Source organism: Pseudomonas ovata (assembly GCF_003131185.1).
GTDB lineage: Bacteria > Pseudomonadota > Gammaproteobacteria > Pseudomonadales > Pseudomonadaceae > Aquipseudomonas > Aquipseudomonas ovata.
In genome coordinates this window covers 133,858-155,720 of sequence record NZ_QFFU01000003.1, presented here as the reverse complement: position 1 = coordinate 155,720, position 21,863 = coordinate 133,858, and the positions used below count along the sequence as shown (strand labels likewise).

19 protein-coding genes are annotated in these 21,863 nt (G+C 60.3%); 3 read left to right on the top strand and 16 right to left on the bottom strand.

What is annotated here, in order from left to right; all coding sequences use genetic code 11:
• Positions 1–2 precede the first annotated feature (2 nt).
• The 6 genes from DGA31_RS06075 to DGA31_RS06050 all read right to left on the bottom strand — a co-directional run bounded on the left by DGA31_RS06075 (position 3) and on the right by DGA31_RS06050 (position 7,275).
• Positions 3–1,025: a methyl-accepting chemotaxis protein gene (locus DGA31_RS06075; RefSeq protein WP_269084916.1), complete on the bottom strand. Its 1,023-nt coding sequence runs from the start codon at positions 1,023–1,025 to the stop codon at positions 3–5.
• A gap of 423 nt (positions 1,026–1,448) precedes the next feature.
• Entirely contained in the window at positions 1,449–2,627 is a 1,179-nt protein-coding gene (locus DGA31_RS06070) for an acyl-CoA dehydrogenase family protein (RefSeq protein ID WP_109511928.1), read from the bottom strand.
• Between the two features lie 36 nt (positions 2,628–2,663).
• Positions 2,664–3,347, bottom strand: coding sequence for a peroxiredoxin-like family protein (locus DGA31_RS06065; RefSeq protein WP_109511927.1), 684 nt, complete (start codon positions 3,345–3,347; stop codon positions 2,664–2,666).
• Entirely contained in the window at positions 3,344–4,696 is a 1,353-nt protein-coding gene (locus DGA31_RS06060; protein WP_056838450.1) for an LLM class flavin-dependent oxidoreductase, read from the bottom strand. Before DGA31_RS06060 ends, DGA31_RS06065 begins: the two co-directional genes overlap by 4 nt.
• 387 nt (positions 4,697–5,083) lie before the next feature.
• Positions 5,084–6,667: a rhodanese-related sulfurtransferase gene (locus DGA31_RS06055; RefSeq protein WP_109511926.1), complete on the bottom strand. Its 1,584-nt coding sequence runs from the start codon at positions 6,665–6,667 to the stop codon at positions 5,084–5,086.
• Positions 6,664–7,275 (bottom strand): cysteine dioxygenase family protein, encoded by a 612-nt coding sequence (locus DGA31_RS06050; RefSeq protein WP_056838454.1) that lies wholly within the window; start codon positions 7,273–7,275, stop codon positions 6,664–6,666. The genes DGA31_RS06055 and DGA31_RS06050 overlap by 4 nt, the downstream gene beginning before the upstream one ends.
• Before the next feature lie 241 nt (positions 7,276–7,516).
• On the opposite strand from DGA31_RS06050, the gene DGA31_RS06045 reads away from it, so the two are divergent.
• The gene (locus DGA31_RS06045; RefSeq protein WP_056838456.1) at positions 7,517–8,422 is read left to right on the top strand and encodes a LysR family transcriptional regulator; all 906 of its coding nucleotides are present in this window, start codon (positions 7,517–7,519) and stop codon (positions 8,420–8,422) included.
• 200 nt (positions 8,423–8,622) lie between these two features.
• On the opposite strand, the gene DGA31_RS06040 is transcribed toward DGA31_RS06045, so the two are convergent.
• Positions 8,623–9,711, bottom strand: a complete 1,089-nt coding sequence (locus DGA31_RS06040; protein WP_109511925.1) for an LLM class flavin-dependent oxidoreductase — start codon at positions 9,709–9,711, stop codon at positions 8,623–8,625.
• A 277-nt stretch (positions 9,712–9,988) separates the two neighbouring features.
• Here DGA31_RS06040 and DGA31_RS06035 point away from each other — a divergent pair, with 277 nt between their 5' ends.
• Together DGA31_RS06035 and DGA31_RS06030 are read left to right on the top strand one after the other, a co-directional pair.
• Entirely contained in the window at positions 9,989–10,846 is an 858-nt protein-coding gene (locus tag DGA31_RS06035; RefSeq protein WP_109511924.1) for an ABC transporter permease, read from the top strand.
• Between the two features lie 2 nt (positions 10,847–10,848).
• On the top strand, positions 10,849–11,676 hold the full coding sequence (locus DGA31_RS06030) for an ABC transporter ATP-binding protein (RefSeq protein ID WP_056838462.1): 828 nt from the start codon (positions 10,849–10,851) through the stop codon (positions 11,674–11,676).
• Positions 11,677–11,693: 17 nt separating this feature from the next.
• On the opposite strand, the gene DGA31_RS06025 is transcribed toward DGA31_RS06030, so the two are convergent.
• The 9 genes from DGA31_RS06025 to DGA31_RS05990 form a co-directional block, all read right to left on the bottom strand.
• On the bottom strand, positions 11,694–12,374 hold the full coding sequence (locus tag DGA31_RS06025) for a permease (protein ID WP_152034998.1): 681 nt from the start codon (positions 12,372–12,374) through the stop codon (positions 11,694–11,696).
• A 1-nt stretch (position 12,375) separates the two neighbouring features.
• The gene (locus tag DGA31_RS06020) at positions 12,376–13,074 is read right to left on the bottom strand and encodes a permease (RefSeq protein ID WP_109511922.1); all 699 of its coding nucleotides are present in this window, start codon (positions 13,072–13,074) and stop codon (positions 12,376–12,378) included.
• Between the two features lies 1 nt (position 13,075).
• On the bottom strand, positions 13,076–13,876 hold the full coding sequence (locus DGA31_RS06015; protein WP_109511921.1) for a permease: 801 nt from the start codon (positions 13,874–13,876) through the stop codon (positions 13,076–13,078).
• 45 nt (positions 13,877–13,921) lie between these two features.
• The gene (locus DGA31_RS06010) at positions 13,922–14,602 is read right to left on the bottom strand and encodes a permease (RefSeq protein ID WP_241509533.1); all 681 of its coding nucleotides are present in this window, start codon (positions 14,600–14,602) and stop codon (positions 13,922–13,924) included.
• A 1-nt stretch (position 14,603) separates the two neighbouring features.
• On the bottom strand, positions 14,604–15,233 hold the full coding sequence (locus DGA31_RS06005) for a permease (RefSeq protein WP_241509532.1): 630 nt from the start codon (positions 15,231–15,233) through the stop codon (positions 14,604–14,606).
• 186 nt (positions 15,234–15,419) lie between these two features.
• Positions 15,420–16,652: a hypothetical protein gene (locus DGA31_RS30540; protein WP_338322856.1), complete on the bottom strand. Its 1,233-nt coding sequence runs from the start codon at positions 16,650–16,652 to the stop codon at positions 15,420–15,422.
• A gap of 2 nt (positions 16,653–16,654) precedes the next feature.
• Complete coding sequence (locus DGA31_RS30535) at positions 16,655–18,817, bottom strand: toxin VasX (protein WP_338322855.1); 2,163 nt, start codon at positions 18,815–18,817, stop codon at positions 16,655–16,657.
• Positions 18,804–19,688, bottom strand: a complete 885-nt coding sequence (locus DGA31_RS05995) for a DUF4123 domain-containing protein (RefSeq protein ID WP_109511918.1) — start codon at positions 19,686–19,688, stop codon at positions 18,804–18,806. The genes DGA31_RS30535 and DGA31_RS05995 overlap by 14 nt, the downstream gene beginning before the upstream one ends.
• Positions 19,685–21,709 carry a type VI secretion system Vgr family protein gene (locus tag DGA31_RS05990; RefSeq protein WP_109511917.1) on the bottom strand — a complete coding sequence of 675 codons (2,025 nt, stop codon included), beginning with the start codon at positions 21,707–21,709 and terminating at the stop codon, positions 19,685–19,687. Before DGA31_RS05990 ends, DGA31_RS05995 begins: the two co-directional genes overlap by 4 nt.
• Positions 21,710–21,863 lie beyond the last annotated feature (154 nt).

Genomic DNA, 21,863 nt, shown 5'->3' with positions numbered 1-21,863 from the left:
CATCAGAAGAAGGTCACGTCACTGGCCGGGCTCGCGGTGCGTCCGTGGCGTTCCTCTTCGGTCGTGAAGCGCAGGCGCAGGCGTTCGAGCCAGGCGCGTGGATCATGCAGGCTGGGGTCCTGTTCATGCAGGGCGTCGAGCAGTTGCTGCTGGTCGCTCTGCACGTGATCGAGCATCTGGTCGGCGCGGTCCTGGAACTGCAGGTTGACCATGATGGCCTGGATGTCGTGCTGGGTATCGCGGGCATCGCGCTGCAGGCTCTGGGAGGCGCTGGACAGCTCGTTGAGGTTGTTTTCCAGATGGCTCATGACCTGCTTGACCGAGCCGTCGAGAAATTCCAGGTTGCTGCGCTCGCTGTCGCCCAGGGCGGCGGCGGCGGCAATGGTCGAGCTGATGGCGCGGTTGATTTCTACCACTTTGGCGTCCATGCCCTGGCCGGTTTCGGCCGACAGCGAGGAGAGCTTGCGCACCTCGTCGGCCACCACTGAAAAGCCGCGGCCATGCTCGCCGGCCCGCGCGGCCTCGATGGCGGCGTTAAGGGCCAGCAGGTTGGTCTGGCTGGCGATTTCCTGAACGCGCTTGGCCATTTGCTGCAACTGGCCGGCGTAGTTGCCCAACTGGCTGATGGTGTCGATCAGACTGTGCTGGCGTTCGCTGCTGGCCTGAAAAGCCTCGGTGACATCCTGCAGGCGCTGGTTGGCCTCGCGCAGGCTGCTGCCGACGCCACCATTGGCCAGGATGTTTTCCGAGTTGCCCAGGCTGCCTTCCAGGCGGCTGGCAATGTTGCTGAAGCGTTCGAACAGGTCGCCGATGTTGCTTTGCAGCAACTGCCGGCTCTGGGCGATGCTGTCGCTCCAGCTGGGCACCACGCTGTGCAGCAACGCAGGCACATCGGGGCCGGTGGACGCTGTAGCGGGGAGGTCGAGCGGAGCGGCCTGGCTGGCCAGGGCGGCGACGGCAGCCTGTCGATGCAGGCTCAAGGTGGCGATGGCAATGACGACCAGGCCGGCGCCGGCGACCAGCATGTGGCCCAGCGCAAGTCCACTTGCAGCCAGCGCCAGGCCTGCCCAGAAAGCAAGATAAATCAACATTCTCGCGTCCATTCGATGATCTGAAAGAGGGATCATATAGGTGGCAATTTGACGTCTATATCGGGAGAACCCCTAAGCCCTGGCGCAGGGAGGTGGGGGGGCGGCTGACACCGGCAAAATCAAAGTTGACTGCCTGGCCAATTAAAAGTCGATCGGCTCAATGGATGCATGGCATGGGTTGTTTTCAAGATGAACATGGATCCAAAAGGCCATTTAAGAAATTGCCTTAAGGGTTGTCATACGAGATGAAGCGGTTTTGTGAATTTTCAAGCAATAAATGTGGTACGGGCCTGTGCAAAAACGGCGCCGCTGCAACATCGCAGGGGCGCCGTTTCAGGCCGGTGCAGGGGATGAGGTTCAGCCAGGGTGACGGCTTGCAAAGACAGCCTTGCCGATGCCTTGCAGCACGGTGTCGTTCTGCGGCGTGTGCACGCGGGCGCACAGCACATTGCGGTAGTGACGTTGCAGCGGGTTGCTGCGTGACAGGCCGGGGTTGCCGCTGGCTTCGATGGCCGCTTCCACGGCGCGCAGGGCGTTGTCGGTGGCCAGGTATTTGATCTGCGCCGCATGCCGGCCTGGCACCTGCCCTCGGGCGGCGCTGCCGAGCAGGTTCTGGTTGGCGAACAACAAGGTGTCGATCCGGCCGACCACTTCCTGAAAGCGTGGCAAGGTCGCCAGGGCGGCGCCCAGGTTGGACGGCTTGCGCTGTTCCAGCCACGTCACCAGCCAGTCGCGGGCGGCCTGGGCCACGCCGTCGTAGACCGCCGACAACAACACCGACATCCAGAGCATGCCGTCCGGGTCCAGTTCGGCGCGTGGCGCACTCCAGGGGCTGACGCTGACGGCGTGCTCCAGCGGCACCAGCACGTCGTCGAAGATCACTTCATGGCTGCTGGTGGCACGCATACCCAGGTGATCCCAGTCCTCGACGATGCGAATGCCCGGGGTGTCCTTGTGCACCAGGTAGGTGCCCACCAGCGGGTCGTCATCATCGCTGCGCGCCCACACGCCCAGCCAGGTCAGGCCGTGGCTGCCGGTGGAGTAGATCTTGCGCCCGCTGATACGCCAGCCGTCGGCGGTACGCCGGGCGAGGGTCGATGGCAGGCCGCCGCGTGCCGGAGTGCCCAGGTCCGGCTCGACGCGCAGCGCGTTGATCAGCGCGCCATCGCGCACCGCCTCAAGGGCGACTTGCCGGCGCAGGTGCTCGGGCCACTGGGTGCTGTCTTGCAGGCGGGCATGCTGGATGTACTGCATGACCAGCACCAGTGCTGTGGATGGCTCGCCCCTGGCCACGGCGCTGATCACTTGCAGCGCCTGCGCCAGGTCGGCGCCGCCGCCGCCCAGTGCCTTTGGCACGGTCAGGCCCAGCAGGCCATGTTCGTGCAGCAGGCGAAAGTTGGCATGCGGAAACTCACCGGTTTCATCGTAGTGCTCGGCCGTGGCGGCCAGGTGTGCGGTGAGGGTGTCCAGCCTGGCGCTGAACGCCTCGGCGGACTCGGGTTCGTCATGGCGCTGACGAAGGCTTGAAAGGCTCATGTGCGGTTCCTTGCGCAATTAGTGGTGGTAGCGCATTCAGGTCGTTGCGCCAGCCAGTTGTGTGGCCAGTGCCCGCTCGACTGCCTGAATAATGGGTTCGGCTTCGGTGCGCACCAGCCAGTCGGGGCTGACCTGGGCGAACACCACGCGGGCATCGGCATCGAGCACCACCACAGTGGGTTGCGGCAATTCCCAGGTGCCGGTGCCGGTCACTTCGCCAATGCTGCTGCCCTTGCGCAGCGCCGCCTGGCGCGAGGCCTCATCGAAGCTGTAGAGAATGCCCAGGCGGCGACCCAGTGCGTTGTCCTTGTCGCTGGCAACCTGCAAACGCAGGCTGTGCCTGTGCTTGATCTCGACCAGGCGCTCCGGCACCTGCGGGCTGATCGCCACCAGCGGCACGCCTAGCGCCTCGAGCGCGGGCACCAGGTGGCGGTCGTAATGGGGAATGGCGATATTGCACGCCGGGCAGCCGGCAAAGCGAAAGAACACCAGCACGGCGGCACCGTTTTGCAAGAGCTGATCACGGCTTAAGGTGCCGCCCTCGACCTTGAGCAGTTCAAAAGGCTCGATGCGGTCACCGGCCTTGACGAAGCGTTCGGTGTCGGCCGTGTCGACCAGGTGCTGGCGCTGGTCGATATTGACCTGCAGCACCTCGGGCGCCCAGTGGGCGACCCGCTCGGCATGCAGGTCAGCCAGTTGTCGGTTCAGGGACAGGCTCATGCCACGGCCTCCTCTGGAGTGGGTTGATGCAGGCGCTCGACGCTGTAGCGGTTGGCCGGTACGGGCAGGCCAAAATGCTCGCGCAGGGTCGCGCCGCTGTACTGGGTACGAAACAGGCCACGCTGCTGGAGGATCGGCACCACGAGTTCGGCGAAGTACTGCAGGCCGTCGGGCAGCACCGAGTTGATGATGAAGCCGTCGGCCGCGCCTTGCTCGAACCAGGTCTGCACGGCATCGGCGACCTGTTCGGGGGTGCCGACAAAGTCGCGGCGCGGGCGGGAGAAATACAACGCCACTTCACGCAGGGTCAGGCCTTCGTCGCGGGCCAGTTGCTTGATGCGGTCGGAGCCGCCTTTCTGGCTGTTGGCGCCCAGGTCGCCGAGCTCCGGAAAGGGTTCGTCCAGCGGGTACTGGCTGAAGTCGTGGTCGTTGAACGGTCGGCCCAGGGCGACGATGGCGTCCTCGATGCTGACCAGTTCCACGGCCTGCTGGAATCGTGCTTCCACTTCGGCTTCATCGCGCCCGACAATCGGGCGGATGCCCGGCAGGATCGACAGGTCCTGCGGGTTGCGGCCAAAACCGGCAGCGCGTTGCTTCAAGTCTTTGGCGTAAGCAATGCCGTCTTCCAGCGACTCGACATGCACGAAGATCGCATCGGAATACTCGGCAGCGAAGTTGCGCCCATCGTGGCTGGTGCCAGCCTGGAACAGCACCGGCTGGCCCTGGCGGGAGCGGGCGATGTTCAGCGGGCCCTTGACCTTGAAAAACTCGCCCTGGTGGTTGAGCGCGTGCAGTTTGTCAGGGGCGAAAAATTCGCCGGTCTGTTTGTTGCGGGTAAAGGCGTCGTCTTCCCAGGAGTCCCAAAGGCCCTTGACCACCGCCACATGCTCCTTGGCAATGCGGTAGCGCACCGCATGCGGCGGATGTTCGGATTTGCCGAAATTGTCAGCGGTGCCGCTGAGCCAGGAGGTGACGATGTTCCAGCCTGCGCGGCCTGCGCTGATGTGGTCCAGCGACGCGAACTGACGCGCCACCTGGAAGGGCTCGGTGTAGCTGACGGTTACGGTGGCCACCAGGCCGATGTGCTCGGTGGTCGCCGCCAGCGCCGACAGCACAGTCAGCGGCTCGAAGCGGTTGAGGTAGTGGGGGCTGGACTTTTCGTGGATATGCAGGCTGTCGGCGATGAATACGAAATCGAACTTGGCGTCTTCGGCCAGGCGGGTCTGCTGCTTGTAGAAACCGAAGTTGACGCTGGCATCGGCTTGGGCCTCGGGATGCCGCCATTCGCCCCAGCCATGACCGACACCGTGGACCATGGCACCGAGTTTGAGATGACGTTGCTGGCTCATGAAGCTGCTCCTTGAATGAATCGAGTGATTGCACGCACCGGGCGCCGCTGTCGTCGAAGCGAGCAGGTCATGGCCAGACGGTACAGCAGGCGACGGGATGACATCCGCCAGGCTGGGGTCTGTCTGGAATTGAAGTTATGCCTATAAGAACGGGGAGGGAAGGAACGATTGGCTATATGCTAATTATGTATTTGTTTGATTATTTTTATATTTAATATGATTTTTTATGATTTAAGCGTGATCGGTGCGGTAGGAGCGCGCTCTGCCCGCGACCGAGTGCGCAGCGCTCGCAGAAATCTATGAAACGCTGAAAATTTACGACTGTTGCGCAGCCGGTCGCGGTGGTCAGGCATACCGGCAAGCGCGCTCCTGCACAGTGTACTGAAGTCAGATCACATAGAACCCGTGGGTCCCGTCACGGTCCAGTTGTGCCACCAGGCCGTATTCCCAATCCAGGTACGCCTGCATCGCTTCACGGGGAGCCTCGGTGCCTTCGTACGGGCGGCGATAGCGGTCGATGCGGGGTGAGGCCAGGTTCGTCTCGCCGTGCTCTAGCGCCAGGTCGGCCTTGACCCAACTGGCGGTGCCACCCTTGAGCAGAAACACCGGTTTGCCGGTCAGGGCGTGCACCTCGTCCACGGCCAGGCGGGCCAGGCGGCTGCTGCCACAGGTCAGCACATAGCGCTCGGCGACCGGCACCTTGGCCACCGCGTTTTTCAGGTCGGCCCGCAGGGTCCACCAGGCACCGGGAATATGCTGCTTGACGTAGTTGGCGCTGGCAGTGAAATCCAGCACCGCGACAACGCCTTCGGCCTGCCATTGCGCCAGGGTTTCAGGCGCGATTTCCTCGACCTGCGGCGGGGTGGGGCCGGGCGCGTCCCAGTCGCCCTGCTCGCTGAAGTGTGCGGCCTGCAGCCCGTCGAGCACATGGACCTCCCAGCCCAACTGCGCCAGCCACGAAGCCGACATGTTGGCGCGCACGCCGTCGTCGTCGGCCAGCACAATGCGCGCCCCGCGCACGCTGGCAAAGTGATCGGTTTCCTGTACCAACTGGCCGCCCGGGGTGGAGCGCGCGCCCGGCAGGTGGCCGGCGGCGAATTCTTCCGGTGTGCGCACATCGAACAGGTACGTGGTGCGTGTGGTATCGGCCTGCCAGGTGTGCAGCTCATTCAGGCTGGCGCGTTGCACGCGGGCCTTGTCGGCGACCCGACGGGCATCGGCGCTGGCGATTTCGCGGGTGTCTTCAGTGACCTGGGCAAAACGCCGGGCCTGGCCGTGTTCGAGGGTCTGGCCGGCCAGCAGCCAGCCGATGGTGCCGTTACGCAGCGCACTGATCGGATTGGGGAGTCCGGCATTGACCAGCGACTGGGTGCCGATGATGCTGCGTGTGCGACCGGCGCAATTGACCACGATACGCGTGGCCGGGTCAGGCGCCAGCTCGCGGGCGCGCAACACCAGTTCGGCACCGGGCACGCTGATGCCGGTGGGGATGCTCATGGTCTGGTATTCATCGAAGCGGCGGGCATCGAGCACCACCACGTCGGCCTTGGCATCGAGCAGCGCCTTGACCTCTTCGGCGGCCAGCGACGGGGTGTGACGATGGTGCTCGACCAGTTCGCCAAACGCCTTGCTCGGCACGTTGACGTCGATGAACAGCTCGCCGCCGGCGTCGCGCCAGCCCGCCAGACCGCCTTCGAGTAATTTCACGTCGACATAGCCCTGCGCCGCGAAGCGCTCCAGGGCCCGTTGCGCCAGGCCTTCGCCATTGTCATAGACGGTCACCGGCGTGTCCTTGCGCGGGATGCGCGCCAGCACTTCCAGCTCCAGCTTGGACAGCGGGATATTCACGGCAAACAACGGGTGCGATTCGGCGAACGGCGCTTCTTCGCGCACATCGACCAGTGCCAGCTCCTGGCGGTCGAGCAGGGCCTGGCGAATGTCGGTGTAGGAACGGGTGGCAGAGGTCGTCATTGGGCTTGGCTCGCTTCTTTGGACAGGTCCCAGATGTTGGGAAGAAAGGCATTGGAATAACCGGAGATAAACGGCTTCTCGGTGCCGTCGGGCAGGTACACCGCGCGGCGCACGGCGCCGATATTGGCGCCGTAGACATGGATGCTGATCGACACCTGGTCGTCGAAGGCGTTGTTGACCTGATGCACATCGTTGCTGCGCGGTGACAGCGCCTCGACCTGGCCCGGTTCCAGACGGATGGCCGGGCCTTCGCGCTCAAGGCGGCCATCGGCGCTGCGGGCAAAGCCTTGCGAATATTCGGCACCGCGCAACATGCCGATCAGGCCCCAGACGCGGTGATCGTGGATCGGTGTGCTCTGGCCCGGGCCCCAGACAAAACTGACCACCGAAAAGCGCTGGCGCGAGTCGGCATGCAGCAGGAACTGCTGGTAGCGGGTCGGGTCTGGCACGGCAAACTCATCGGGCAGCCAGTCGTCGTGGCTGACCAGTTGCGCAAGCAGCTTGCCGCCGCGGTGCAGCAGGTCGCTTTCTGGTGGGTTGCTGTCGATCAGTTCGGCCAGGGCGCCAATGAAGGCCCTGAGTCGTTCGGGGTGTGGGGTGTGTGGCATGTCCATTCCAGGCAGTGGTGAGGCATGGATGGATATAAACATAATAGGCATGGATAATATGCTATTTTTTCATGATTAGCTTATAGCCAAATGCTCTTTGCCAACGAATGAATGGCTTCAGTAAGGCATAGAGGGGGTTAAAAATGCAGGCCCCGACAGGTTGTACCCGGGCTATCCAGAAACGCTGAATCGCACTATGCTTTTTGCCTATGTTCCTTTTATGCCTTTATGTGCGGTTCGAATGAAAATTGATGATATCGATGCCTTCGTCGCGGTGATCCGCTGTCAGTCGATCAGCCATGCCGCCGAGTCGCTGGAACTCACCCAGCCGGCCATCACCCGGCGCGTGCAGAATTTCGAGCAGGCACTGGGGGTCGAGCTATTCGACCGCAACACCAAGCCGCTCAAACCGACGCCCATGGGCAATCAGGTGTACCAGAAGTGCCTGGCGATCCTCCGCGAGATGGATGCACTGCGGGAACTGGTCGCCAGCGACACGCCGCCCAGCGGCCAGTTGCGCCTGGGCGTGCCGCAGACCATTGGCGATGTGGTGCTGCTCGATGCGCTCAAGCAACTGCGCGGCACCTTTCCCGACCTGCGCGCCCAGGTGGTGACCGGCTGGGGCAGCCACTTGATCGGCAAGATTGAAAACGGCGAGCTGGATGCCGCTGCCGCCCTGTTTCCGGCCGGCAAGATCTTTCCGGACAACATCCTGGGCGAGTCGATCGGCAAGGTCGAACTGGTGGTGGTCTGTGCCCGCGATGCGCTGCCGAAAAAGCCCGGCAAGCTGTCTGATTGCTATCAACAGGGCTGGGTGCTCAACCCCGACGGTTGCGGCTTCCGCGCCGGCCTGCAGCGCACGCTGTCCGACCAGGGTCTGGGGCTTAAGGTCAACCTGGAAACCTTCGGCACCGAACTGCAACTGGGGCTGGTGGCCGACGGCATGGGCCTGGGCCTGGTGCCGCGCCCCTTGCTGGAGCGCAGCGCCTACCGCGAGCAACTGGCAATCATGCCGCTGAAAGACTTCAAACCGGTGATGGATCTGTGGCTGGTGTACCCGCGCTTTTTGGGCAACCTGCAAGCGCCGGTCCAGGCCTTCGGCAGCCTGGTGGCGCAATCGCTCAAGCGGGTGTCGGCAGCGGCGTGAGTTTGATCACTGCGCGACTGCCGCCTTGAAGCGCCGCGAACCTGGCGCCAGGTAGGAGCGCGCTTGCCCGCGACCGGCTGCGTTAGCAGTCGTAAATTTTCAGCGTCTATACAATTTTTGCGAGCGCTAACGCACTCGGTCGCGGTGGTCCGGCATTCCGGCAAGCGCGCTCCTACGCCAGGACCGTTGTGCCGTGCAGGTCAGGCGACCTTTTCGCGTGCTTCGCGCTCACGTTGTGCTACCCGCTCGCGGGTCAGCGGGATCAGTTGGCGGCCGTAGTCGATGGCGTCCTCCAGCGGGTCGAAGCCGCGAATCAGGAAGGTGGTGATCCCCAGGTCGTAATAGTCCAGCAAGGCGTCGGCCACCTGTTCCGGGGTGCCGACCAGTGACGTGGAATTGCCCTGCGCGCCCAGCAACCCGGCGATGCCGGTCCACAAGCGCTTGTCCAGGCGCGTTCCCTGAGCCGCGGCCGCCAGCAATCGGCGCGAGCCCTCGTTTGGCGGCTCCTGGCGCACAAAACCATTGCTCTGGGCCAGCGCCTTGGCACGTTCCAGAATGCTGTCGGCACGGGCCCAGGCCTGCGCCTCGGTCTCGGCCAGGATCGGGCGCAGCGACAGGCTGAAGCGAACGGTGCGACCATGTCTGGCCGCTTCTACGCGCACCTGCCGGACCACCTCGCGCACTTGCTCATAGGTTTCACCCCACAAGGCGTAGACATCGGCATGCTTGCCAGCCACCGCAATGGCCGCCGCCGACGAGCCGCCAAAGTACAGCGGGATATGCGGCTGCTGCGGCGACTTGACGTGCGAGTGCGCGCCCTCGACGTGGTAGTACTCGCCCTGATAATCGAACGGCGCCTCGGCGGTCCACTCCTGGCGCAGCACACTCAGGTATTCATCGGTACGGGCATAGCGTGCATCCTTGTCGATATGGCTGCCATCGGCGCGCAACTCCTGATCGTTGCCGCCGGTGATGATGTGCACGGCGGTGCGTCCGCCATTGAAGGTGTCGAGCGTGGCGAACTGCCGCGCCGCCACGGTCGGGGCGATAAAGCCTGGACGGTGGGCAATCAGAAACTTCAGGCGCGTGGTCAGGCTGGCCGCATGCGCGGCCACGAACGCACTGTCCGGGCTGCTGGAGTGGTAGGCGATCAGCGCCCGGTCAAAGCCTGCCTCTTCATGCGCCCTGGCCACTTTGGCCACGTACTCCGGCTGAATGGCCGGGCCGCTGCGCGGGTGAATTTCCGAACCGGGCTGGGTGCCGATGTAACCGATGAATTCAATGCTCATGAAATCTCCTGCCGTGGATCCTGGGTGAGAGGCAAGTCAGGGCGCAGATGGCCCGGACGCGTGGCAGGCACCTTAAGGGGCGGGCAGGGCGGCTGTGAAATGCCGATTGGATCTAAGTTAATATTAAAAATACGCATTATAAAAATTTATTATGATCAGTATTTTTTAACGATTAGGTTATTTCCAAATAGCATTTCACGGCGTTTTTTTATGCGCCTAGCATGGGGCTTTACCTGCCCGGATGCTGGTTTCCGGGTGGCTCGCCAAGGAGGTGCCTGTGCCCGAAAAGACCCTTGAACCTGGTAATGCCGGCTTTCTGACGATCAGCAAACCTGACCCGGGCAAGGCCGGCACGCCTCAGGCACGTCAGTGGCAGGTGCCGGCTTTTCTGGTGCGCCTGCTCAGCCCGCTGGCCCTGCTGCTGCTCTGGGAGCTGGCTTCGCAGACCGGCCTGTTGCCCAGTCGCGTCATCGCCGCGCCCTCGCAGATCGGCGGTACGCTCTGGGCAATGATCGCCTCTGGCGAGCTGGCCGGGCACTTATGGGTGTCCCTGCAGCGTGCCTTGCTGGGCCTGAGCATTGGCGTGACCATCGGGGTGGCCGCGGCGCTGTTCACCGGCCTGTCCAGGCGCGGCGAGGTGATTCTCGACTCGCCGATGCAGATGCTGCGCACCATTCCCTCGCTGGCCCTGGTGCCGCTGTTCATTCTCTGGTTCGGCATCGGCGAATTCACCAAGGTCGCGCTGATCGTCACCGGCACCACCTTTCCGGTGTACCTGAACCTGTTTTCCGGCATCCGCAACATCGACCCGAAACTGATCGAGGCTGCCAACACCCTCGGTCTGAGCCGCCGCGAACTGATCTGGCACGTCATCCTGCCGGGCGCCTTGCCTTCGTTCTTCGTCGGCTTGCGCTATGCACTGGGCATTTCCTGGCTGGCGCTGGTGTTCGTCGAGCAGATCAACACCACGGTCGGCATCGGCTTTCTGGCCAGCGATGCGCGCGACTTCATGCGCACGGATGTGATTGTCATCTGCCTGCTGATCTACAGCGTCCTGGGCCTGTTGATCGACGGCCTTATCCGCACGCTGGAGCGCCACGCCCTGGCCTGGCGGCCCACTTTCGTGAGGAACTGAACATGAGTGCAATCAATGTGCTGGACCCGGTAACCCCTCACGCGGCCGCCAGCCCTGCCTTGCCGGCGGCGGTGCAACTGCGCAACGTGGTGCGCCAGTTCGGCGACCAGCGGGTAATCGACAACCTGCACCTGGACATCGGCAGCGGCGAATTCGTCGCACTGCTGGGCGCCAGCGGCTCGGGCAAGACCACCTTGCTGCGCAGCCTGGCCGGGCTGGACAGCATCGAAGGCGGCGAACTGCGCGTGCCCCGCGCCCGCGCCGCCGTATTCCAGGAGCCCCGGCTGATGCCCTGGAAGCGCGCCTGGAAAAACGTCATGCTCGGCGTGCGCAGCGCCGACGCCAGGGCCCGCGCCGAAGCGGCCCTGACTGAAGTCGGCCTGGCCCACCGCATCGACGCCTTCCCGGCGACCCTCTCCGGCGGTGAAGCCCAGCGCGTCGCCCTGGCCCGCGCCCTGGTGCGCGAACCGCAACTGCTGCTGCTCGACGAACCCTTCGCCGCCCTGGACGCACTGACCCGCATCCGCATGCACCAGTTGATCATCGACCTGTGGCGCAAACACACCCCGGCCGTGCTGCTGGTCACCCACGACGTCGACGAAGCCATCCTGCTGGCCGACCGTGTAATCGTCCTGGCCCACGGCAAGATCGCCGACCAGATCCCCATCGACCTGCCCCGCCAGCGCGACAGCAGCCAGCCGGGCTTCCAGGCGATTCGGGCGCGGTTGCTGGGGTTGTTGGGGGTGAAGGTAGGCGGTGATGAGGTGGCTGCGGTATCGGCGCAAGACCCGACGCTCAATGCCTTGCGGCGAGTGGGCAATGCGCGTTGAGGTAAAGACGGTTGGCTTTACCATTTCCAGACCGTTTCGGTGAATGTGGCGGAGGGTGGGAGGGCGGTGCGCAGGAAGGCGAGGTATTGCTCGAACAGTTCTTTGTTGGGGAAGCGGGCTTCGAAGCCCAGATTCAGCATCGTGCGATGGGTGACGATAACCTGATATTTTCGATCCACCGTAACGAAGTTGTACTCACTCCATGGCAGGCTTTTTTCATGCTCGACCGGGGGTTTTTCCCAATTCATCAGTTGCATGGCGGCCCCTGCTGCAATCGCGGCGGGACCGAACAAAAAGAGCAGAGAGCCTGTGAGCAGGGCGACGCCGACGAAGATCAGAATGGCAAAAGCGGCAATGCCCTGAAACAGATCGCTGGCGAAGTCAGGAAAGTAGAGTTGATGTTCCACCTCGCCGTAGTCGGCTTGGATTTTATAGTTGAACACAGTTTTTTGTCGGAGAATGGCCAGGAATATCATAGGGGAAACGATCGTTGCCATGCACAGGCCTAACCAAAAACCAAACATGATTTCCATTTCGGGCCACAGCCACCACGTCAGACCGCTTATGCAAATTATGGGTGTGCCGAAACAGAAGTAAAATGCACCATGAATATCACTTCGTGGTTGGTTAACGGTTTTTGTAGTCCATTGGAATATATGTATTTTGTGGTTTTTTTCTTTATGCTGGGTACTGCGCATCTCACCACTCCCAGACTTTTTCAGTGAACTCTGCATGCGGGGCGACGACGGTACGTAAAAAGGCCAGGTACTGCTCAAAGAGCGCCTTGTCAGGAAAGCGTGCCTTGAAACCAATGGTGGTGTCTGTGTGGTGTGCAACGATGATCAGGTATTTACGGTCGACGGTAACGAAGTCGTGGTCGTTCCATGACATGCTTCTTTCATAGACGACAGGTGGCTTCTCCCAATTCATCAATGTCATGGCTGAGCCTACAGCAATCGCGGCAGGGCCGAGCAAGAAGAGCAGAGAGCCCGTGAGCAGGGCGACGCCGACGAAGATCAGAATGGCAAAAGCGGCAAGGCCCTGAAACAGATCGCTGGCAAAGTCAGGGAAGTAGAGTTGGTGTTCCACCTCGCCGTAGTCGAGTTGGATTTTATAGTTGAATACAGTTTTTTGTCGAAGAATGGCTAGGAATATCATAGGGAAAACGATGGTTGCCATGCACAGGCCTAACCAAAAACCAAACATGATTTCCATTTCGGGCCACAACCACCACGACAGACCGCTTATGCAAATTATGGGTGTGCCGAAACAGAAGTAAAATGCAGCGCGAATGTCACTGGGTGACTGGTTGATAGCTTTGATGCTCCATTTCATCAGGGTGGATTTTATAGCTGGATGTTTTGTTGTTTTAGGGTGTTGGGTTTTCCTTGAGTTCATATCACCACCTCCAGACCGTTTCAGTAAATGTTGCGGAGGATGGAAGCGCGGTGCGAAGGAAGGCTAGGTATTTTTCAAATAGTTCTTTATTGGGGAAGCGGGCTTCGAAGCCCAGCGTCACATCGGTGCAATGGATGACGGTGACCCGGTATTTGCGGTCCACCGTGACGAAGTTGTAGTAGTGCCACGGCATGCTTTTTTCGTATTCAACGGGTGGTTTTTCCCAGTTCATCAGCTTCATGGCTGAGCCGGCTGCAACGGCGGCGGGGCCAAACAGGAAGAGCAAGGAGCCTGTGAGCAGGGCGGCGCCGACGAACATAAGAATAGCGACTGTTGCGAACCCTTTAAAAAAGCCCCCTGCAAAATTGGGGAAGTAAAGTTGATGTTCAACCTCGCCCCGGTCAGGATGAATGATGTAATCAAAAGCAGTTTTTTGCATCAACAGGGCGACAGGAAGTGAGCCAAGAATCATTAGGGATAAGCAAAGGGTTGGCCATAGGTCGAAGTCTTCAATGAGGCTGTTCCGCATTCTCCATGTAATATACATGCAAATCGCTAATGGTATGCCTAAGAAGATAATGTGTATTTCACGCTTGGTTGAGGGGGGGTGGGTGGATGTTTTTATAGACCACTTCATGATGCTGTGGTGGGTGTTGGAGATGTCTGGTGCTTCAATGTTTTCGGTGTTTATATTTGGTGGCTTCATTGTCGGATCTTTGAGTGTGAGTTTATGTTTTTCCGGGTCGATGGGTGTCTGTTGGAGAAGGTTGGTAAATCTGTATGTGAGCCTTGAGGTCTTCATGATTGATTTCGTTTCAATCGCCAGATTTCAGTTTTTTAGTTCATCTCACCACTCCCAGACTTTTTCAGTGAACTCTGCATGCGGGGCGACGACAGTACGTAAAAAGGCCAGGTACTGGTCAAAGAGCGCCTTATCAGAAAAGCGTGCCTTGAAACCAATGGTGGTGTCTGTGTGGTGTGCAACGATGATCAGGTATTTACGGTCGACGGTAACGAAATAGTGATCGCTCCATGGCATGCTTACCTCATGCGTTGGAGCGGGCTTTTCCCAATTCATTAGTTTTATGGCTGAACCGACTGCAACGGCGGCGGGGGCAAACAGGAAGAGCAAGGAGCCTGTGAGCAGGGCAGCGCCGACGAACATGAGAATAATGACTGTTGCGATTCCTTTGAAAAGACCGCCTGCGAAGTCGGGGAAATACAGCTGATAATCAACCTCGCCTTGATGGGCATAAATTTTATAGTTGAAGGCGGTTTTTTGCAGCATCATGGCCACGAAGGATAGCCCTATGAGCATCATGGAGACGCAGATCATTAACCAAGTGTCCAGGTTTTCAGCGATGGATCCCCACATGTTCCAGGTTGTTATAAGGCATACGATCAAGGGGATGCCCCAGAAAAGTCCATATATCATCTGCCTGTCTGAAGGGGTGGCTCTTGATACCTTGATGGACCAGCAAAAGCGTACGGCGTCGCAATGAGGGGGTTTTTCTTTATTGTTGTGCATCTCACCACTCCCAGACTTTTTCAGTAAATTCTGCGTTTGGCGCGACAGCGGTATATAAAAAGGCAAGGTATTGCTCAAATAGCTCTGTGTTGGGGAAGCGGGCTTTGAATCCGGTAGTAATGTCAGTGGTATGTACCACGATGATCAGGTATTTTCGATCGACTGTCACAAAGTGGTGGTTGCGCCATGGCATGCTCTTTTCTTTCTCGACAGGAGGTTTTTCCCAGTTCATCAGCTTCATGGCTGAGCCGACTGCAACGGCGGCAGGACCAAACAGGAAGAGCAAGGAACCTGTGAGAATGGCAGCGCCGACGAACATAAGAATAGCGACTGTTGCGACTCCTTTAAAAAGGCCCCCTGCAAAACTGGGGAAGTAAAGTTGATGTTCAACCTCGCCCCGGTCAGGATGAATGATGTAATCAAAAGCAGTTTTTTGCATTAACAGGGCGACAGGAAGTGAGCCAAGAATCATTAGGGATAAGCAAAGGCTTAGCCATAGGTCGAAGTCTTCAATGAGGCTGTTTCGCATTCTCCATGTAATATAGATGCAAATCGCTAATGGTATGCCTAAGAAGATAATGTATATTTCACGCTTGGTTGAGGGGGGTGGGTTGATGTTTTTATAGACCACTTCATGATGCTGTGGTGGGTGTTGGAGATGTCTGTTGCTTCAATGTTTTCGGTGTTTAGAAAGGGGGTCTTCATTGTCAGGCTCTGAGTATGATTATGTTTTTCCAGCTTGATAAGTACCTGCCGGACGAGGCTGGTAACCTTGTCCGGAGGTGTGATTGAGCATGGGCTCTAGGGGTGTGTTTGATTATGGGATTATGAAAAGTTGTGTTGCCTCCTTCTTGCTTTCATCTCTTATATTCAGTTCTGTTTTGCTCAGTCCATCGGAGCTACTGGCGCCTTGCTCACTCAGTTTTATCTGGTAGAGATAGCCGGTGTCCTGAGAGGAAGGGTGAAGTAAGTCCTGTGGGTACCAGATTTGAAATTCCAGAAATTTGGCTTCCTGATCGAGCGGGACCCAGACGCTCCAGATAATGTCTTCTTCTTCAGGTATGGCAGGGCAAGAGAATGGGTAAAAGCCAACAGGTGGGCGTTGGTTGTCAATGTTTCCCCAGTTCGAAAGAGGGTAGTAGATGCCTTTGTCTAAGAACTCCGCCTGGACAGAGGAATCAATCTTTTCGGGAGGCAGTATGCCAAGCAGGCGCTTGCTGGCAATGACGTTGAAGAGCACGCTCTTTCCTCGTAGCGCATTGGGAAAGCGAATCTGGACCCAGGCACCATTTTGTATGGCTTGCACCACATAAGATTGCACCATTTGCCTATGCTGGTACGTTACCGTGCTTTTGACCATGATCTGCGGGCTGAGCTGGATTTCCAGTAATGCTCGTTTTTCTTCTTTCTGACCTTCTGGTGTAGCGGGGAAGCGGTATTCAGGTGAGTGGGACCAGGCGCATTTTCTAAGCCATGATCCGATGTTGTCCTGTTTGAGGTGGTTGAGCAGCAGCGTAGCTGCAAGGTAAATTGCGCCTGCAGCCAGCATCCCCACCGCAAACCAAGGTCCCATAGCAATGGAGGCCATAACGGAGGAAGTCTTGACGACTGCATGGATTTGCAGTCCACCGCCTAGCCCCATTAAAGCAACAGCCAGTCCTTTGATGCGTGTAACTATTTTTTCATTCTTGGTTGCTGCATGCTGGTGGTCGTCGTATATGTCCCAAGCCTCCAGTAATACGGCACCTATTGCAAAGGCTCCCGTTGCCAATAGTCTTATTTTGAAACTACGCACAGTCTCGCCCCAGACTGTACGCCCCTGCGCTTTCCAATAGCGCGAAGAGCGATCTAGTATCCCAACTTGATAGTCGCCTATTTGTACCGGTTTCGCATTTTTGATAACCCCCCACGGCGCCTCGACATACAGCGCCATCAACAAATTAAAACTGTACGCCAGGTTATACCCCACCTTGACCATGTCCTTGGCCGAGAGGTCGCCATCGCGGCTGACTTGCTCCCACGTCAATCCGGTATTGATGAAGTTGAGCATGATCACGCTCCAGCTGATGCTGGCGCCGTTGATCCCAGTTGATGGCTCCACTGTCTGGCCTGTTGTCGCCAGTGTTTGGCAATGTCCTTGCCCGACTGGAAGAAGTTTGCGATTTGTCCCTGGAACAATCGGGCGTACTGGTTGTTCTGGAAGTCCATCAGCATCGGCAGTTTCAGGTCATGGGCCTTGAGGCGGTCGGCGCTCTCCTGCACGTGGTGGGTCAGGCCTTTTCGTACCCAGGGCGCACGGGGGTAGAACCACGCGAATTGTGCTTTTTGGAGGACACGCTCCAGGCGCAGGCGCTCGATTTTCCATTCGCGCAGTTTTCTTGCAATCTCCTTGTCGATGGCCAGTCGTTCCGGAGAGTCGTTGAGGAGCTGGCCGATGAGCAGATTGGCCAGCAAGGTACTCAGGCTTTGCTGTTTGCCGTGAGCCAGTTGGCTGTCTGCAGGCAGCAGGGCGATCAGGATGTTCTGTGCGGTGTGCACGGCGTCATCGGCCGCGCTGCTGGCCAGAGTGCGCAGTGCCTTGAACGTGTCTTGCACCGGTTGCTTGAGGGCTTTCATCCAGGCCGCCTCGGCGAACCCGTCGTGGTTCAGTGCGCTATTGAGTTCGCCGGCGCGGGTGGCGATGTTGGCAATGTCGCCGAAGCCGCTGATCAGCTTGTCGGCTTGCTGTTGCAGCGCGTCCTTCAAGCCCAGCGAAAAGCCATAGCGCAGGGTGCCGAACAGGCTGGTGGCGTTTTTTTCCTCTGCCATGAGCCATCTGATCGCTTTCTGATCCTGATTCAGAAGGGTGGTGATCTCGACCATGATCTTTTGCAGGTGCAGCAGTGTCCTGGGGTTGCCGGTGTCGATGAACAACTGCTGTGGTTCTGCGCCGATGTGTTCGGCCCACTTGCGGATATCGGCCTGGGTATCGCGCACCTGTTGCAACAAGGAGCCGCTGGTCAGGCTTTGTCGTTGCAGATGACCCCGTGCAGCCTTGAGGTCAACTTCACGACGCCATTTGCTGCGCTCCTGCCACACTTGCTGATCCGCCGGGCCGGGTGCACGGCCGTACCTGTCGAGCAGTTGCTGGCGCATGGCATCGCTTTTGATTTCTATCGCGGGAAAGGTGTCATGGGCGATGGCCGGCGGACTGAGCAGGTAGTGTTCGTGTTCGCATTGCTCCAGGTAGCGTTCCGCATCCAGCAGGTACTGTTGGGTTGCGACGGGGTCATCCCTGAGCGGAAAGGACAGTTTTTCGTCAGGCTCGATGGGCAGGCCACACAGGTGGGTGACGGTCGTGGCCATGTCGACCTTGTGTCCATGCTCGGCCTCCCATGCGTGATAAGCAGCCTGATCGCCCGCCAGTTGCATGCCCAGGTCCTGCAGGATGGCCAACGGATCGTCCAGCGCAATCAACAGCGCACTGTCCTTGTCCGGCACGCTGCCCAGCCAGTGCACGTCGGCGCCCAGAGGCACCCAGGCCAGTTTGGCGCCGGTTTTTTCAGGGTCAGGCGGCGGTTGGATGGTGGGCAGGGCGCTGTCGGCGAACCGATGGTCTTCATTGATGCAGCCCGGGTCGACATCCGCCACCGCCTTGGTCATCTCGCTCAACGGCAAGGTCCCCGGCTCGTTCATGGTGATGCAGTAACCGGCCAGGTCCAGGCGTTTCATCCACAGCGCCCGGCTGTCTTCGTGCGAGCGCATGTGCTCGCAGATTCGCCAGGTCCATTGCACCGGCGCGTAGGCGATGTGCAGGGTGTTCTTGCGCGGGTAGAGCAGGTAAGGCTGGGCTTCGCCGCTGCCGGTGCGTATGTCCTGGCCCATGTGGGCGTCGGTCCAGACGATACGTTGCAGGCCGGCGTCGCTGGCGCTGTAGGCGTATTCGTGGAAAGTGCCGGCGGTTTCGTCGAACACATAGACGTAGCCGTCGTAGAGTTGGCGCAGGGTGTAGGTGCGGCTTCTGATCGATGGCAAGGCGGGCCATTTGCCGGTCTTGGGCAACAGTTTGCGGGCCGTCGGGTTGGGATCGTAGCGCGAGCGGTCCAGGGCATAGCGCACCGGTACGATGGCGATGCCGGCGCCCTTGAAAGGGCACAGGCTGGTGCCGGTGGCTGGTGTCTTGTCGAATTCGGTCGCACGGCACTGCCGCACAGTGCCTTGTTTAAGGTTTTCCATCAGTCAGCTCCTGGGTCGTGCGGCGTTCACGGTAGAGGTCAAAAGCGTCCAGTTGCCGTTCCGGCGCCGGGCAGAGGGGAGTGGGGTGCTCGCTCAGCCACCGCTGCCAGTCGCCGCCTGCGCTTGTGGTGAAGTCCCGTCCCAGCGTGTGGCTGTACTCGGCCCAGGTGGCCAGGGCGAATTCGCTGACCAGACCCCAGTCGCGACCGCTGCGCAGCACTTCATCGAGCCAGGCATCGATCTGCTCCGGGCGCTGGTCGGCAAAGGCGGTGGGTGTGAGTCGGGTGATCCAGGCATGCAGGCGGCGCTTGAACAGAAAGTCGAAGGCGTGCTCGAAGGCTTCAAGCTGGGCCGGGCCTTGCACCGCAAATCGGGATTGCCATTGGTAGGGATCGCCATCGATGGCGAAGGTGGTGATACCCGCCATCGCAGTGGCCGGTTCGGGATGCCAAGGCTGCCGAGGACTCGCCACCTGCACCCGCTCAATCGGGCCAAGCGTCCGGTTGCGATGCGCCTGCTCCTGGCTGGCCAGCCAGAAGTGCAGCACCAGCGGATCGGCAAAGCGCAGCAGGCTGGCGTTGCCCAGATGATCGGGCGGGCAGATGAAGTGGCGCAGGTGGGCAATGATCGCCGATCGCGGTGCCGGGCTGTGCAGCAGGCACGAGCAGGCCTGCCAGTGGTCTTGCTGCTGCCATTCATCGCGCAGGCGGTCGCTGGCCTGGACCAGGATCGGTCCCTTGTCCTTGAGGCCGTCCCAGCGGGTGCCGAGGTAGAGCGGGTCGATCTCCAGGGTTTCGCCGCGGCCATACAGGGTTTTCAGGGCGTCGGGCAGCAACAGACCGTCGATCAGTACAAAGACCTGGGCGCTCATTGGTGGGCCTCCAGAGCGGCTTTTTCACACGCTTCGCAGCGGCTGTGGCGCTTGAAGGTCACTTGCTGGGCCGGCTGCAGCAGGTCGCCGGCCTGGTCGCTGTCGGCAGGCCGTGCTGCGCCGGGCAGCAGGGGGGCCGCCGGTGTGCCATTGCCGGGGCTGGCGCCGCTGTTGAGCTTGATGGCCGCGCCGGTGAGGGTCACGCCGCTGGCGTCGAGGGTCATGACGCTGCCGCCGGCCTTGAGGGTGATGTGCTGGCCGGCATCGAGAATCAGCTTTTGCCCGGCCTTGAGGTGGATCTCGCTGTTGGCCTCGACCAGTTGCGCAACGCCCAGGCGAATGTGCTGGGTCTGGCCGACGGTCAGGTGATCGTCGGCCTTGACCTCGGTGAGGCGTGCCGCATCCGTGGTGCGATGTTGCTCGGCCTGGAAATGGCTGTAGCTGTTGGCCTTGACCCGGTCGTGGCGCTCATGGCCGACACTGATGCTCTGGTCGTTTTCGATTTCCTGGTCCCAGTTGCGCTGGGCATGGATGAAAATCTGCTCTTCACCGGCACGGTCTTCGATGCGCAGTTCGTTATAGCCCTGGCCGCCTGGGCTGCTCAGGCTCTTGAAGACGCTGCGGGTCTTGTGTTCAGGCAGCGCGTAGGGAGGCGGGTGGTCGCTGTGGTGCAGGCAGCCATTGATCAGTGGCTGGTCGGGATCGCCTTCGAGAAAGGTCACCAGCACTTCCATGCCGACCCGGGGCAGGCTTACCGCGCCATAGCGATTGCCGGCCCAGCCGCTGGCGACCCTGACCCAGCAACTGGAGCGCTCGTTGCGTTCACCTTCGCGGTCCCAGTGGAATTGCACCTTGACCCGCCCATGGCGGTCGCAATAGACCTCTTGCCCGGTGGGGCCGGTGACCCTGGCAGTCTGGCTGCCGAGAATGCGTGGCCTGGGGTGGCGCAGCGGCGGACGGTACAGGGTGTCCCAAGGGGTGGCCACAAAGCGGTTGCGGTAGCCCTGGGTGAAGTCGGCGCTGGCGTCGAACGCGGCCGACTCTTCCAGTACCTGCGGCTGGCGGCCTTCGTGATGCACTTCGATCAGCAGCCATGGCTGGTTGTACTGCGCCTGTGGGTGTTCGGTCATCGGCAAAAAATGACCGCTGACCAGGCCCGGCTGGTTGCTGTGGCCTTCGGCCAGGCGGTAGTCGTGGCGATGCCGCTCCAGCGCACGTTGTGCGACCACCTGGCCACGGTCGCGGTGCACGAAACGGCCCGGGTAGTCGTAGTCCTCAAGCGCCAGTACCGCCTGGCTGTCGGCGCTGTTGATCAGGTCGACCCTGGGAATTTCGAAGTGGTAGTCGCGGCGGGTGACGTGGTTGGTGCGGGTTTCCAGGCGCAGGTTGAAGCGCTCGATCACCGGTCCGTCGGCAACCTGCGATTGATCCGGGTGATAGGCCAGGGGCGGCAGGGAGGCAAAGAAGGCCTGGTCGTCGCCGAACACCAGCACATGGCCGTCACGGCTGTGCCTGAAGTGGTAGTGCAGGCCTTCTTCTTCACACAGGCGCTGGATGAAATGCAGGTCCGACTCGTCGTACTGCACGCAGTAGTCGCGCACCGGGCAGTCTTTGCCCAGGTTGAAGCACCAGGCATCAGCCAGGATGCCGTGGTCCTTGAGCACCTGGCCGATGATGTCCGGTGCCGTGAGGTTCTGGAAAATGCGCTGGTTGATGCGGTACGCCAGATTGGCCAGCCGGGGCCGCAGGCTGAGCTGATAATGGCTCAGCCTGCGGCCGCGATCACCCTGGGCGATGCGCTCGACCTGGCCGTGGATACCGGTGCCTGCCGGGCTCAGTTGCAGGAATGCCGGCTGATGCAACAGTGCCTCAAGGTCCACATCGTGACGTTCGCTGACCAGTTGCAGATCGAAGCGAAACGGCTGGTTGAGGGCTTCATGGCCCTTGAAGGCCAGGACCTGGAAGTCATGCTTGCCGGGCAGGCTGAGGATAAAGGTCGGCTGATTGGCGCGGGTGCTCATGGCGGATCTACCGGTTATGGCTGATGGATAAGCCATTCCAAGATCTGTGCCGGTAAAATATTTATCTTTTAATTCAGGGTCTTACGTTTTTTATTGCCTTCTATTGAGTGTTTTTTGACCAGTCAGGTAGCTGATATTGCGCAAAAGCCTGCAC